The 14,133-nt window shown below is 64.1% G+C and carries 11 protein-coding genes and 2 tRNA genes; 9 read left to right on the top strand and 4 right to left on the bottom strand.

All coding sequences use genetic code 11. From position 1 onward, the window contains the following. Positions 1 to 16 precede the first annotated feature (16 nt). Entirely contained in the window at positions 17 to 1,576 is a 1,560-nt protein-coding gene (gene metG, locus IEY62_RS00355; RefSeq protein WP_189012954.1) for a methionine--tRNA ligase, read from the top strand. 112 nt (positions 1,577 to 1,688) lie between these two features. Here metG and IEY62_RS00350 read toward each other — a convergent pair whose 3' ends face one another. The 4 genes from IEY62_RS00350 to IEY62_RS00335 all read right to left on the bottom strand — a co-directional run bounded on the left by IEY62_RS00350 (position 1,689) and on the right by IEY62_RS00335 (position 6,943). Next, positions 1,689 to 4,157 carry an ABC transporter permease gene (locus IEY62_RS00350; protein ID WP_189012952.1) on the bottom strand — a complete coding sequence of 823 codons (2,469 nt, stop codon included), beginning with the start codon at positions 4,155 to 4,157 and terminating at the stop codon, positions 1,689 to 1,691. 3 nt (positions 4,158 to 4,160) lie between these two features. Further along, positions 4,161 to 4,955 carry an ABC transporter ATP-binding protein gene (locus IEY62_RS00345; protein ID WP_189012950.1) on the bottom strand — a complete coding sequence of 265 codons (795 nt, stop codon included), beginning with the start codon at positions 4,953 to 4,955 and terminating at the stop codon, positions 4,161 to 4,163. Between the two features lie 86 nt (positions 4,956 to 5,041). Then, on the bottom strand, positions 5,042 to 5,755 hold the full coding sequence (locus tag IEY62_RS00340) for a response regulator (RefSeq protein ID WP_189012948.1): 714 nt from the start codon (positions 5,753 to 5,755) through the stop codon (positions 5,042 to 5,044). Between the two features lie 3 nt (positions 5,756 to 5,758). Continuing rightward, positions 5,759 to 6,943 carry a sensor histidine kinase gene (locus IEY62_RS00335; RefSeq protein WP_189012946.1) on the bottom strand — a complete coding sequence of 395 codons (1,185 nt, stop codon included), beginning with the start codon at positions 6,941 to 6,943 and terminating at the stop codon, positions 5,759 to 5,761. A gap of 123 nt (positions 6,944 to 7,066) precedes the next feature. Between IEY62_RS00335 and IEY62_RS00330 the strand changes: the two genes are divergently transcribed. From IEY62_RS00330 to IEY62_RS00295, 8 genes are all read left to right on the top strand, one after another. After that, a complete protein-coding gene (locus IEY62_RS00330) occupies positions 7,067 to 8,119 on the top strand; it encodes a 3-isopropylmalate dehydrogenase (protein WP_189012943.1) in 1,053 nt (350 codons plus the stop codon). A 117-nt stretch (positions 8,120 to 8,236) separates the two neighbouring features. After that, entirely contained in the window at positions 8,237 to 9,349 is a 1,113-nt protein-coding gene (locus IEY62_RS00325) for a branched-chain amino acid aminotransferase (RefSeq protein WP_189012941.1), read from the top strand. Positions 9,350 to 9,560: 211 nt separating this feature from the next. Continuing rightward, a complete protein-coding gene (locus tag IEY62_RS00320; protein WP_189014329.1) occupies positions 9,561 to 10,358 on the top strand; it encodes an MBL fold metallo-hydrolase in 798 nt (265 codons plus the stop codon). Between the two features lie 23 nt (positions 10,359 to 10,381). Further along, positions 10,382 to 11,158: a fumarylacetoacetate hydrolase family protein gene (locus tag IEY62_RS00315; RefSeq protein ID WP_189012939.1), complete on the top strand. Its 777-nt coding sequence runs from the start codon at positions 10,382 to 10,384 to the stop codon at positions 11,156 to 11,158. 122 nt (positions 11,159 to 11,280) lie between these two features. Then, positions 11,281 to 12,801: a glutamate--tRNA ligase gene (gltX, locus tag IEY62_RS00310; protein WP_189012937.1), complete on the top strand. Its 1,521-nt coding sequence runs from the start codon at positions 11,281 to 11,283 to the stop codon at positions 12,799 to 12,801. Between the two features lie 13 nt (positions 12,802 to 12,814). Next, positions 12,815 to 13,543, top strand: coding sequence for an HAD family hydrolase (locus tag IEY62_RS00305; RefSeq protein WP_189012935.1), 729 nt, complete (start codon positions 12,815 to 12,817; stop codon positions 13,541 to 13,543). A 138-nt stretch (positions 13,544 to 13,681) separates the two neighbouring features. Further along, positions 13,682 to 13,753, top strand: a tRNA-Gln gene (locus tag IEY62_RS00300). Positions 13,754 to 13,881: 128 nt separating this feature from the next. Next, positions 13,882 to 13,954: transfer RNA gene (locus IEY62_RS00295), tRNA-Glu, on the top strand. Positions 13,955 to 14,133: the final 179 nt, after the last annotated feature.

The raw sequence follows: 14,133 nt of genomic DNA, 5'->3' as shown, positions 1-14,133 counted from the left end.
AAGGTAACTTCTTAGAGTGACGTCTCCAGAGAAATCCCCGTTCTACATCACCACCGCAATCAGCTACCCCAATGGCGTGCCGCATATTGGCCACGCCTATGAGGTCATTGCGACTGATGCCATGGCGCGCTTCAAGCGCCTTGACGGGCATGAGGTTTTCTTCATGACCGGAACGGACGAGCACGGCCTCAAGATGCAGCAGTCCGCCGAGAAGGAAGGTCTCACGGCCAAGCAGCTCGCGGACCGCAACTCCGCTGCGTTCAAGCAGATGAGCCTGGACCTGGGCATCTCGCACGACCGCTTCATCCGCACCACGGACCCGGACCATTACACGGCATCGCAGGCCATCTGGAAGAAGATGGAAGCCAACGGGGACATTTACCTGTCCAAATACGAAGGCTGGTACTCGGTCCGTGACGAGGCGTACTACGTCGAGGACGACACCGTGGTGAAGGAGGACGGTCTTCGCTACTCCAAGGAAACCGACACCCTGGTCACCTGGACCGCCGAGGAAAGCTACTTCTTCCGGCTCTCCAACTACCAGGAAAAGCTTCTGGAGCTTTACGAAGCCCGGCCCGAATTTGGTGCTCCGCAGTCGCGCTTCAACGAGGTCATCAGCTTTGTAAAGCGCGGCCTCGAGGACTTGTCCATCAGCCGTACAACCTTCGACTGGGGCGTTCCGGTCCCGGGCGACGAAAAGCACGTCATGTACGTGTGGGTCGATGCCCTGACCAACTACCTCACCGGCGTGGGCTACCCCGATGTGGAATCGGAGGCCTTCAGGAAGTTCTGGCCGGCCGATGTGCACGTGATCGGCAAGGACATTTCCCGCTTCCACGCGATCTACTGGCCCGCATTCCTGATGAGTGCCGGACTGGAACTGCCCGAGCGCGTCATGATCCATGGCTTCCTCACCAACAACGGTGTGAAGATGTCCAAGTCCCTTGGCAACGTTGTGGCCCCCCAGGACTTCGTGGCGCAGTACGGCCTGGACCAGTGCCGGTACTTCTTCCTCCGTGAGGTTCCATTCGGCGCGGACGGCAACTACAACCACGAGGCCATCGTGGGCCGCATGAACGCGGACCTCGCCAACAACTTCGGCAACCTTGCCCAGCGCTCCTTGTCCATGGTGGCGAAGAACTGCGAGGGCAGGGTTCCGCAGCCGGGCGCGTTCTCGTCCGAGGATGAGGCACTCCTGGAGCAAGCCGGTGCGTTGCTGGAGACGGCCCGGAGTGCCTTCGAAAAGCAGGAATTCAGCCGGGCGCTCGAGGCCATTTGGACGGTATTGGGCGATACCAACGCCTACTTCGCCGAACAGGCTCCGTGGGTGCTGCGGAAGACGGACATCGAGCGCATGAACACGGTCCTCTACGTCACGTTGGAGGTTGTCCGGATCGTAGCGATCCTCGCCCAACCTGTCATGCCGACGTCGTCCGCAAAGCTCCTTGACGTCCTCGGTCAGCCGGAAGGCGACGCACGCCAGTTCGCTGCCATCGCCACGCCGCTGGCGGCCAGCACCGAACTGCCGGCACCGGCGCCCGTCTTCCCGCGTTACGAGGAACCTGTCGAGCCTTAAACCCTCGCGGTCTTACCAGCCCTGAACAAGAAACGCTCTCCCACTTTCTCCGGATAAAACCGGGGAAGCGGGAGAGCGTTTCCCGTTTGCGTGCCATGAGCAGCCGGAGGGGTTACGCGGTAGCAAGCCCTTCAACCGGCGACAACCGTGCCGCGCGGCGGGCCGGTACCACCGAAGCCAGCAGACCAGCCACCACCGCGACTCCGAAGACCGCCGCCAGCTGGAGCCACGGCACCGTCGGAACAACGGTCGCCACGCCGCCCAAGGTGGCCTGGGCGCCAAGCCAGCCGTACACGATGCCCATGCCTGCGCCCATGATGGCGGCGACGCCGGCCACGAGCACCGCTTCGATCGCCAACATGCCACGCAACTGGCCGGTCGTCAGGCCAAGGGCGCGCAGGAGCGAGTTCTCCCGGGTCCGTTCCAGGACTGAGAGGGACAACGTGTTGGCGACACCGATCAAGGCGATCACCACAGCAACCCCGAGGAGCCCTGTGACCACCAGGAGGAGGACATCGATGATGCTGTTGAACGTGACACGCTCGATCGCGGCGCCGCTGACGGCGCTCTCATTGACGCCCAGCGCCGCGGCTATGTCCTTCTGCAGCGCCTGTACCCGGTCCCCGGACACGGAATCGTCCAGCTTCACCCACACCATGCCCGGTGTGCCAGGCAGGGGACCGGAGGTGAGGCTGGAGGACTCCAGGAACGCCGGGACGTGGCGGGTCCGCAGGACCTTCGAGTCGAGGGTGACCTTGCCGCCCGCCGTCGTCAGCGTGGCTGGACCTTTCGGCGAGTCTTCGGGCAAGTAAACCGTGCCGGGGCCTGGCTTCAGATGGTTGTCCCGCAGGACAGCTGCGGCATCAGCTGCGGACAGCCCATAAACGGTGGTTCCACCGGAGGTGTCGTCCTGGATCGTCCCTACGGGCTGGAGCAGGACCGCGGCGCTGACGCCGTCGAGCCCCTTGATTCGCGGGATAGCCTGTGCGGGGTCGGCGGAAGCTGCCCCCTGCGTCGCGGTCTGAGCGGCAAGGTCCACCGGATAGTTCTCCGCCAGGGTGTCGTTGAACGCCTGCCGGGAGGTCGCTGCGCCGGTCATCATGAGGGAAACCAGGGTGACGCCGATCAACAACGCCGCTGCTGTTGCCGAGGTGCGTGCAGGGTTGCGGGTGGCATTCACTGCCGCGAGCTTGCCGGGGACACCGGCCGGTGCAGCCAGGCGGCCGGCGAGGGCAACCACAGTGGGGATGAACAGCGTGGAGCACAGCAGGATGCCCACAAACGAGGCCGCGCCGCCCACCAAGGCCACCCCGAGCGCCACGTTGATGCTGCCGTACACCAGCAGCACCGTTCCGCCGAGCAGAGCCGCCAGGCCCACGAAGAGCCGGACCTTGCCGCGACGGTTCCGCACCGAGGCGTCATCGGCCGGCCGCAGCGCGGCAAGAGGGGCGACGGCGGTGGCCGCCTTCGCCGGGACCAGCGCCGCAACCACGGTCAGCAGGGTTCCGGCGACCAAGCCGGCAATAATGGCCGACGGCGGCACCGCCAACGTTGCGAACGCCCGCTCTGGCTGGGACTTGGCCCATGCAATCAGGGCGGTCATCAGGCCGGTCGCGGCGAGGACGCCCAGCACCGAGGAGATGAAGCCGACCACAAGCGCCTCAAGCATGACTGACCCACGGATCTGGCCCCGTCCGGCGCCAAGGCAGCGCAGGAGCGCGAGTTCCCTGGTCCGCTGGGCCACCAGGACGGAGAACGTATTGGCCACCACCAAAGTTGAGACCAGGATGGCGATGCCTGCGAAGGCAAGAAGGACAATCGTCAGTTGGTCCTGGCCCGCGCTCAGCATGGCTACCGTTGAGGTCACCTTCTCCTGGCTGGTCTCAAGCACCGGCTCCACCGCTCCCGCGGCTTCCATCCGGTGGGCGATATATTCCTTGGCCGAAGAAACATCTTCACCTGGTTTAAGGGCAAACTGCAGCCCGGAGTACCCCGCGCCCGCGTCCTGCACTGCATTGAGGACAGACTCGGTGGCAACAAGCTGCGCCGCTGAGGAGGAGAAGGGGTCGTTGGTGGCCTGGAGCAGGCCCGAAATGGTGACCTTCGCATTCTTGACCGGACCCCCGCCCTGCAACACCAGCGTGCTGCCAACCGCCAGGCCAAGGTGCCCGGCGGTCTTGACGTCGATCGCCGCCTCCAAGGCGTTGGCAGGCATGGAACCGGAACTGAGCACGGCACCTTCCAAGGAACCTGGGGCCGCGTTCCGAAGGCGCCCGTACTGCTCGCCCCCACCTGCCTGGAACGTCACGTAGGTGGACCGCTCGGCGTAGCTGGATTCCACTGCCGGGGCGGACACCGCAGCATCCACCGCGGCCTGGGTGAAAGCTTCGCCGTTTTTGGACGTGGCGACGAGATCGGCGTTGCGGTAGGCCTCCCCGATACTGGCGCCCAGAGAGGCATTGGTACTGGCGCCGACCATGAGTGTTGAGGACAGGAACATCACGGACAGCATGACGGCAAGTCCGATGGCAATGAACCGCCGGAAATGCGTCGTCAACTGGGACAGGGCAACGCGCAACATGCCTCAGGCCCCCAGCTTGCCGAGGGCCGTCAGGACGGAGTCCGCCGTCGGCTGGTGGATCTCGCCCACAAGGCCGCCGTCACTCATCAACACCACCCGGTCCGCGTAACTGGCCGCCACAGGATCGTGGGTCACCATGATGATGGTCTGGCCCATCTCCTGGCTGCTGCGGCGCAGCAAGGCAAGCACTTCGCCGCCCGCCTTGGAGTCCAGGTTGCCCGTAGGTTCGTCACCGAACACGACGTCGGGCCGCGTCAGCAGCGCACGGGCTACCGCCACGCGCTGCTGCTGGCCGCCGGACAGCTCATGCGGACGGTGCTTCAACCTGTCCTTCAACCCAAGGGTGCCAACAACGGTTTCCAGCCATCCGGCGTCGGCCGTTGTCCCTGCCAAGGCGAGCGGAAGCGTGATGTTCTGCTCGGCAGTCAACGTGGGCACCAGGTTGAAAGCCTGGAAAACGAAGCCGATCCGCTCGCGGCGAAGCGCCGTGAGCTGGCGGTCGTTGAGTCCGGTGAGCTCTGTCCCACCCAGGACGATCCTGCCGGAGTCGGCTGTATCGAGCCCTGCCAGGCAGTGCATGAGCGTAGATTTGCCGGATCCGGACGGACCCATAATGGCCGTGAACTTACCGGCATCGAAGCGTACCGAGACTTCGTTCAGGGCCGTCACGCTGGTATCGGCGCGGCCGTAGCTCTTGGTCAGGTTGAAAGCCTCGACGGCGGGACGCGCCTGGGCGGCGTCCGAACCTGTGGGGCGACCGGTTCCGGGAGGATGGGGGAGAGGCGTGAATGTCGTCATGGTTCCACGCTATGATCCGGCGCCGGCCTGCGGGATCGGGCTGCGGGCCCATTGTCGCCGGGCGATGCTCATACCGTGGTCTGAGTCTAGGTCCCGGGGGCCACGACCCCGGTCTCGTAGGCGATGACCACTACCTGCACACGGTCCCGGGCTCCCAGCTTGGCCAGGATGTGCCCCACATGGGTCTTCACCGTAGCTTCCGAGAGGAACAGTCCCGCTGCGATCTCGGGATTGGATTGTCCCTGGGCGATGAGTTGGAACACCTCGCGCTCGCGGTTCGTGAGGGACTCGACGGCGGCCGCGTGCTCGCTCTGCCCGGGGGTCTGCGACCTGAGCAGGGGTGCCACGTGGTCCAGCAGGCGGCGGGTGGTGGACGGCGCTATGACCGCGTCTCCCCGGTACACGGTGCGGATGGCTTCAAGGAGTTCCTCCGGAGGGGCATCCTTCAAGAGGAAACCGCTGGCTCCGGCCTGAATGGCGGCCAGCGCGTACTCGTCCAGGTCAAAGGTGGTGAGGACGACGATCTTCACCTCTGCGCGTTGCGAACCCGTGGGCTGGGTTGCCGCTTGTTCCAGGATCCGGCGGGTGGCTTCGATTCCGTCCATCCCGGGCATGCGGACGTCCATGAGGACCACGTCCGCGGTGGTCGCGCTCAGCGCCTGAAGCGCTTCGATTCCGTTGCCTGCTTCCGCCACCACATCGAGGTCCGGCTGCGAATTGATGAGCATGCCAAGGCCCGAGCGGACCAGTTGCTGGTCATCAACGAGTGCAACCCGGATGGGTGTGGGTAGTTCGGGCATTGCTCAGGCCTCCGAATAGGGAATGAAAGCGGACACACGGAAACCGCCGCCCTGTTCGGGGCCGGCCGTCAATGAACCATCGTAGAGCGAGACCCGCTCGCCCATTCCGCGCAGCCCGTTCCCGCCCCCTGCCGCGGGGGGATCGGCGGCGGCGCCCCGGCCGTCGTCGACGATGTCCAGTTGGACGCCGCGGCCCTGCCAGGTGAGCGCCACGTTGGCGGTGGCCTTCGGGCCGGCGTGCTTCATGACGTTGGTGAGGGACTCCTGGATGATGCGGTAGGCGGTGAGTTCCGCTCCGGCCGGAAGAGGCCTCCGCGGTGTTCCCACCTGTTCGAAGCCGACCTGGAGGGAGGCCGCCCGGAAGCCCAGGAGCAGTTCGTCCAGGTCCGAGAGCCTGGGCTGGGGGCGGGTGGGGGAGTCCTCGTCAGAGCGGAGGATGCCCAGGAGCCTCCGCATTTCGCCGAGCGAGTCCCTTCCCGTGGCGGCGATGGTGGCCAGCGCTTCGGTGGCAAGTTCCGGTCTTGCTGCAGCGGCGTAGCGTGCGCCGTCTGCCTGCGTGATGATCACGGACAGCGAATGTGCCACGATGTCGTGCATCTCCCGGGCAATGTGGGAGCGCTCGTCGGCAGCGGCCAGTTTCCGCTCCTGCAACTGTTCCACTTCCATTCGGCGGGTGCGGTCCTCGAGGGCTTGCAGTTGCAGCCTGCGGACGCGGGTGAGGTCACCGAGGGTCCAGCTCACCAGCACCAGCATCCAGATCAGGACGGTGTACAAGGCGCCGATGGTGAGCCCCATGATGCCGGACTCCACCCCGTTGGAGTACTCGCGCGTGGTGAGCATGACGCCGCCGACCAGCCCGGCCACCAGCACCGTGCGGCTCGCCCAGGCCGGACCGTAGGCTGCCGTTGCGTAGATGACCAGCGGGACGGCTATCTGGCCGGCCACCGGCTCGGCGCCCGCCGTCCACTGGATGAGGCACACCAGAATCACGACGCCGGCCGCTACTGCCGGGCGGGTGCGTCGCCAGGCGAGGGGCAACAGGAGGCTGCAGGACAGGAGGAACAGCCAGGGCCGGCCGGCAAGGAGGTACACGGGTCCGAAGAGCAGGATCAGGAGGCACGTTGCCGTTAGGTCTACTGCGAAACGGTTGATCCGGAACCATTCGTATACTGCGTGCCTTCTGTCCACGGTAAGACTCTATGTGCTGGGCCGGGGCGTGGGCATCATGCCAGGGTCTGAGCCACCCATGCCCAGTGTTCAAACAGTGAGACGATTTTGACCAGCATGTGGATCCCTTGGCTAGATAGACGTATGAGTGCATCGTCCATCAACCTCGCTGTCATCCCCGGCGACGGCATTGGCCCGGAGGTCATCGCCGAAGCCGTCAAGGTTCTAGGGAAAGCCGTCGCCGCTGAAGGCGTCACCCTCGAGCAGACCCACTACAAGCTCGGTGCCCAGCACTGGCTTGAGACGGGCGAGACCCTGCCTGACGAGGTCCTTGCGGATCTCCGCACACGCGATGCCATCCTCTTCGGTGCCGTGGGCGCAGCACCCGGGGATACGCGCATTCCCTCCGGCATCATCGAACGCGAAATGCTCCTCAAGCTCCGCTTCAGCCTGGACCACTATGTGAACCTGCGTCCATCACGGCTGTACGGCACCGTCGGCAGCCCTTTGGCCAACCCCGGGGCAATTGATTTCATCGTGGTTCGTGAAGGAACCGAAGGCCCCTACGTGGGCAACGGCGGCACGTTGCGTGGGGGCACTCCGCACGAAGTTGCCACGGAGGTTTCCCTCAACACCGCCCACGGCGTGGAGCGCGTTGTCCGCGATGCCTTCCGCCGGGCCAGCGAACGTCCGCGCAAACATGTCACCCTCGTCCACAAGCACAACGTCCTGGTCTTCGCCGGGCACCTGTGGAAGCGGACGGTGGAGGCAGTGGCCCGGGAATTCCCGGAAGTAACCCACGATTACCTGCACATCGACGCGGCCACCATCTTCATGGTGACTGACCCCTCGCGTTTCGATGTGATCGTCACCGACAACCTCTTCGGCGACATCCTCACCGACCTCGCTGCTGCCGTCACAGGCGGTATCGGCCTGGCGGCATCGGGGAACATCAACATGGACCGCACGGCGCCGTCCATGTTTGAACCCGTCCATGGCTCAGCTCCGGACATCGCCGGTCAGCAGAAAGCCGATCCAACCGCGGCCATCCTCTCCGCAGTGCTCCTTCTGGACCACCTTGGCTACACCACGGCGGCCCGCAAGATCGAAGCGGCAGTTGTTGCCGACGTCGAGAACCGCGATGGAAAGCCGCGCAGCACAGCTGCCATTGGCGATGCCATTGCGGCCGCACTTTAGGCCTGTTACCCAGGCGTAAGCTTGTCTTGAATTATTTATCTGCTTCCCTGGTCCATCGCTGAACCACACCCTTTGGGGCCCGGTTCGCCGTGCCAGGTAGCTGACTGTGGAGGAAACATGACTCAGACTGCCCACGGCGTCGAATTCAGCCAGCAGCTCTCGGAAAACCCGAAGTCTGCTGAGGAGCGTGCAGCCATCCTGGCGAACCCGGGCTTTGGCGACTACTTCACCGACCACACCGCCGTCGTCGACTACAAAGTCGACGCCGATGGCAATGGCGGTTGGCAGAATGCCCGGATCGAGCCCTACGGACCCATCTCCCTGGATCCGTCGGCCGCTGTCCTGCACTACGGCCAGGAAATCTTTGAAGGCCTCAAGGCCTACCGCCACGCCGATGGTTCCGTGTGGACCTTCCGGCCCGAAGCCAACGCGGCACGACTGAACAAGTCGGCCCGCCGCCTGGCCCTTCCCGAGCTGCCCGAAGAGTACTTCCTGGGCGCCATCCGCGAACTCGTTCAGGCGGACCAGAAATGGGTACCGTCCGGTGACGGCGAAGCTCTCTACCTGCGTCCGTTCATGATTGCCACCGAGGCTTTCCTCGGCGTCCGGGCTGCACGGGAAGTGTCCTTCCGCGTCATCGCATCTCCTGCCGGCAACTACTTCGGCGGTGAACTCAAGCCGGTCTCCATCTGGATCTCCCGTGAGTACGCCCGTGCGGGACGCGGTGGAACCGGTGCCGCCAAGTGCGGCGGCAACTATGCTGCGTCGCTGATCGCACAGCAGGAAGCCGAAGCGAACGGCTGCAAGCAGGTACTGTTCCTGGACCACTTCAATGACGACGCCGTGGAAGAACTCGGCGGCATGAATGTCTTCTTCGTCATGAAGGATGGCTCCTTGGTGACTCCTGCACTGAGCGGCACCATCCTCGAGGGCGTTACGCGCATGTCCGTCATCCAGGTTGCCCGGGACATGGGCCGCGAGGTCTCCGAGCGGAAGATCACGCTGGACGAGTGGCGCGACGGCGTGGCTTCGGGTGATATCACTGAAGTCTTCGCTTGTGGAACGGCAGCGGTCATCACGCCGATCGGGGTCCTGAAGGACGCCACCGAGTTCATTGGTGCCGAGGACGCCAAGGCGGGGGAAACCACCATGGCCATCCGCGAGAAGCTTCTCGGCATCCAGACCGGAACCGTGGAGGACACGCACGGCTGGCTGACCCGCCTGGTCTGATCCTCAGGATTTACCGGACAACTCAAACGCACGACGGCGGTCCTGCCCTTGGTTACCAAGCGGCAGGTCCGCCGTTCTGCTTCCCGGACGCATCCTCACATTACGGGGTGCCTCGTTCGGGGCTGGCGGGAAGCCGGTGGGAAGTGATGGAGGCTCAGAAGGGTGCCAAGATGGGACTGTGACTACTGAACCAATGGCGACTCCAGAACCAATGGCGACTCCAGGCCACCAGCACACGGGCGGCTCCTCCCTGCAGCGCAGCAGCGCACTGACGCGCTTCCGGCTTGCCCCGAACCCTGGCCCGATGAGCTTGGACGGCACCAACTCGTACGTCATCGGCGTTCCCGGTTCGGGCCGCGCAGTGGTTGTGGACCCGGGTCCCCGGGATGAAGAGCATCTGGCTGAACTGGCCGCGGCCGGTCGGGTTGAGCTGGTCCTGATAACCCATCGCCACACCGACCACACTGAAGCATCCGAGCGCTTCCATGAGCTGACGGGCGCCCCGGTCCGGGCGATGTCCTTGGAGTACTGCCATGGTGGCAATCCTCTCCGGGACCGTGAAGTCATCAACGCGGGCGGCGTTGAAATCCGTGTGCTGGCAACCCCCGGCCACACTTCGGATTCGGTGTGCTTCCACCTCCCCGACGACGGTCCACAGGGGTCCGTGCTCACTGGCGACACCATCCTGGGCCGGGGCACTACTGTGCTGGACTACCCTGATGGCCGGCTGGGGGATTACCTCGCCAGTCTGGACAAGCTCGAGGCCCTCGGTGCGGCCACGCTGCTCCCGGCCCACGGTCCTGTGCTTCCCGCCCTGGACGCGAAGTGCCGCGAATACCGCGCACATCGCCATCAGCGTCTGGAGCAAATCAGGGCAGCCCTGGAGCAGGTGGGCCAGGACGCAACCATCGCCCAAGTGACGGACGTGGTGTACGCCGACGTCGACCCGTCGGTCAGGTGGGCCGCTGAGACCTCTGTCGCGGCGCAGCTGGAATACCTTCGAAGCTAGGCCGTGACGGTAGGCTTGGGCCCATGCGTATCGCCCGGTTTGTAGTTGATTCTGATCCCCTTTACGGCGTTGTGGAAGGCGAGCCCGGCAGTGAGGAAATCACTGTCATCAACGGTGACCCTTTCTTTAACGGCGTTGAACGTACCCACGTCAAGCACAAGCTGGAGGACGTGCGGCTTCTCGCCCCCATCATTCCGCGCAGCAAGGTTATTGGCGTAGGCAGGAACTTCGCAGAGCACGCTGCGGAACTCGGCAATGAGGTGCCGCAACAGCCGTTGCTTTTCCTCAAGCCGAACACGTCGGTGATCGGTCCGAACGATCCCATCATCCTCCCCGAGTTCTCCGAGGAGGTCTCGTTCGAAGCTGAGCTGTGCGTCGTGATTGGCCGCATCTGCAAGGACGTTCCCGAAGAGCGCGCGGACGATGTCATCTTCGGCTACACCTGCGGCAACGACCTCACCGCCCGCGATGTCCAGAAAACGGACCTCCAGTGGGCGCGGGCCAAGGGCTTCGATACCTCCGCGCCACTGGGGCCATGGATCGAGACCGAGCTGGACCACGAAGACCTCTCCATCCAGGGCCGCCTCAACGGAGAAATTCGCCAGGATGGCAGCACCAACCAAATGATCCGCGGCGTTCGCGAGCTCGTATCGATCGTTTCCCACGCGTTCACCCTTCTTCCGGGCGACGTCATCATGACCGGCACCCCCGCCGGTGTAGGCCTGGTCAGCGAGGGCGACCGCTTTGAAGTGGAGATCGAAGGCATCGGACGCCTCTCCAACCCCGTCGTTCGCCGGTAAGCGACCGGACACAGCAAAACCACGACGGCGGTGCTTGCCTTTCGCGCGAAAGGCAAGCACCGCCGTCGTGCGTCTTCGCCCGGGCAACCGAGGCGACGCCAAGCGGTAAAGTTGGAACTACTATGACTACTGCTTCTGCGTCCCCCGCTGCCTCCAGCGCCATTCCTGCCGTCAACGCCGAGACTCCCGTCCGGGTCCGCTTCTGCCCGTCACCCACGGGAACCCCGCACGTTGGCCTGATCCGCACTGCCCTTTTCAACTGGGCTTACGCGCGCCACACTGGCGGCAAGCTGGTCTTCCGGATCGAGGACACCGACTCTGCCCGCGACAGTGAGGAGAGCTACCACCAGCTGCTGGATGCGCTCAAGTGGCTCGGCATCAACTGGGATGAAGGCGTGGAAGTCGGCGGCCCGCATGAGCCTTACCGCCAGTCGCAGCGCGGTGACATTTACCAGGATGTCATCGCCAAGCTTAAAGCCGGGGGACACGTCTACGAGTCCTACTCCACTCCGGACGAAATCGAAGCCCGTCACAGGGCCGCAGGCCGCGATCCCAAGCTGGGCTATGACGGTTTCGACCGCCACCTCACCGAAGAGCAGCTCGCGCAGTTCAAGGCCGAGGGCAGGGAAGCTGTCCTGCGTCTTCGCATGCCGGACGAGGACCTGACCTTCAACGACCTCGTCCGCGGGGAGATCACCTTCAAGGCCGGTTCGGTCCCCGACTTCGCTGTGGTCCGCGCCAATGGTGCCCCGCTGTACACCTTGGTGAACCCGGTGGATGACGCCCTCATGGGCATCACCCACGTCCTGCGCGGCGAGGACCTGTTGAGCTCCACGCCGCGGCAGATCGCTCTGTACCGGGCGCTGTACGCGATCGGCGTTGCGGAGTACATGCCGGAGTTCGGCCACCTGCCGTACGTCATGGGCCAGGGCAACAAGAAGCTCTCCAAGCGCGATCCCGAGTCCAGCCTGTTCCTGCACCGCGAACGTGGCTTCATTCCTGAGGGCCTGCTGAACTACCTCTCCCTGCTTGGCTGGTCGCTGAGCGCGGACGAAGACATCTTCACGGTGGAGCAGCTCGTAGCCAACTTCGACATCCACGATGTCCTTGGCAACCCGGCGCGTTTCGACATCAAGAAGGCCGAAGCCATCAATGGAACCCATGTGCGGATGCTCGCGCCGGAGGACTTCAAGGAACGCCTGGTTCCTTACCTCCGTGCTGCAGGTTTCGTAGGAGAGATCCTCACCCCTCGTCAGGAAGAGATCCTCGCAGAGGCCGCCCCGCTGGTTCAGGAGCGCATCACGCTCCTGGGCGAGGCTCCTGAGATGCTGGCCTTCCTGTTCAAGGCCGACGACGCAATCGACATCGCGGACGACGCCCGCAAGGGCCTCCCGGCCAACCTGGAGGAAGTCCTGGACGCTGCCCTTGCCGCCCTGGAACCCATCGAAGAGTGGACGGCGGAAAACATCCAGACCGCGCTCAAGCAGGCACTCGTGGAGGACCTGGGCATCAAGCCCAGGGCAGCGTTCGGGCCTGTGCGCACGGCCATCTCCGGTCGTCGCATTTCCCCACCGTTGTTCGAGTCGATGGTGATCCTGGGCAAGGATTCCTCGTTGGCCCGCGTTCGCGCTTTCCGCGGCTAGAAGGGCACCTGTCATGGCGATTGCAACTGCCTTCGGCGCTATCCGCGGTGTCCTGTTCGACATTGACGACACTCTGGTGGACCTTGAATACGCCATGACGACAGCTTTGCGTGATGTCAGCGAACATCTCCTGCCCGGCCTTGACCAGGCCGGGTGGGTGAAGTTCGGCCGGATCTTCACGCACGAAACAACGCATTTCTACGACCGTTACCTGGCCGGTGAGCTGACCTTCAACGAGCAGCGGCTGCTGCGGGGCCGGGCCGCACTCGGTCACTTCGGCGTCGAACTCGACGACGGCGAGGACGCCCAGGCGTGGGTAGCCGAGTATCACCAACGCCAGACAGCATACGTTCGCGCCTTCCCCGATGTGGAAGGTGTGTTGGACGCGCTCGACGCCGCAGGCATCCCTTATGGGGCTGTCAGCAACAATGTGCACGATTACCAGCGCGCCAAGCTGGACGGTGCCGGCCTGTCGCGGATCAAGGTTCTGGTGGGCACGGACACTGTGGGGGTCGCCAAGCCTGACCCGGCCATCTATCTTGAAGGCGTGCGTCTTCTGGGCACAGAGCCTGGAGTGACCCTCTACGTAGGCGACAACCGGCTGCTCGATGCTGATGGTGCCGATGCAGCAGGGCTGGTGGGAGTCTGGCTCAACAGGACCGGCGAAGTAGTGGAAGAGTTCACTGGACGTCAGGTGGATTCCCTCTCGCAATTGCTGGCGACGGCACCGACGGCCGTCTGAGTTTCCATGTGATGCAGGTAACGGCTTGTCGATTTGTGCAGGTGGCAAGACTCCGGTAGAGTCATTACTCGTGCTGAGGGGCACGGAGGGAAAAGCTGAGGGAAACCAAGGCGGGGAACTCCGGTCCGAAAGTCACTTTGGGATATGGTGTAATTGGCAACACTACGGTTTCTGGTACCGTCATTCTAGGTTCGAGTCCTGGTATCCCAGCTCTGAAATTCCGCGTAAATACGCAGGAAATTCGGAACCTCCAATCAGCGAAAGCGATTTGGAGCGAGGCTGAAAGTATGAAATACTCATTCAGCTTGATCGCCGGAAACGGTGACAAAAAAGTGCAAGGCCCCATCGTATAGCGGCCTAGTACGCCGCCCTCTCACGGCGGTAACGCGGGTTCGAATCCCGCTGGGGTCACAATGAATCCCCCGGAACACATGTTCCGGGGGATTTCTTTTTTGCCCAGTGCGCCTGCCCGGCGCTCGTGGGCGGGACCGGGCTGGCATGATGATGCTGTGACCGAACACTCAGACCCGTCAGCATCCCGGGTGAGCCCTGTGCCCCCAAGTGCGGCAGCCGCCGTCGAAACCCTGGAA

Source organism: Paenarthrobacter histidinolovorans, assembly GCF_014647595.1.
GTDB lineage: Bacteria > Actinomycetota > Actinomycetes > Actinomycetales > Micrococcaceae > Arthrobacter > Arthrobacter histidinolovorans.
Note: the sequence above shows the minus strand (reverse complement) of the source record. Positions and strands in the feature narration are given on the sequence as shown.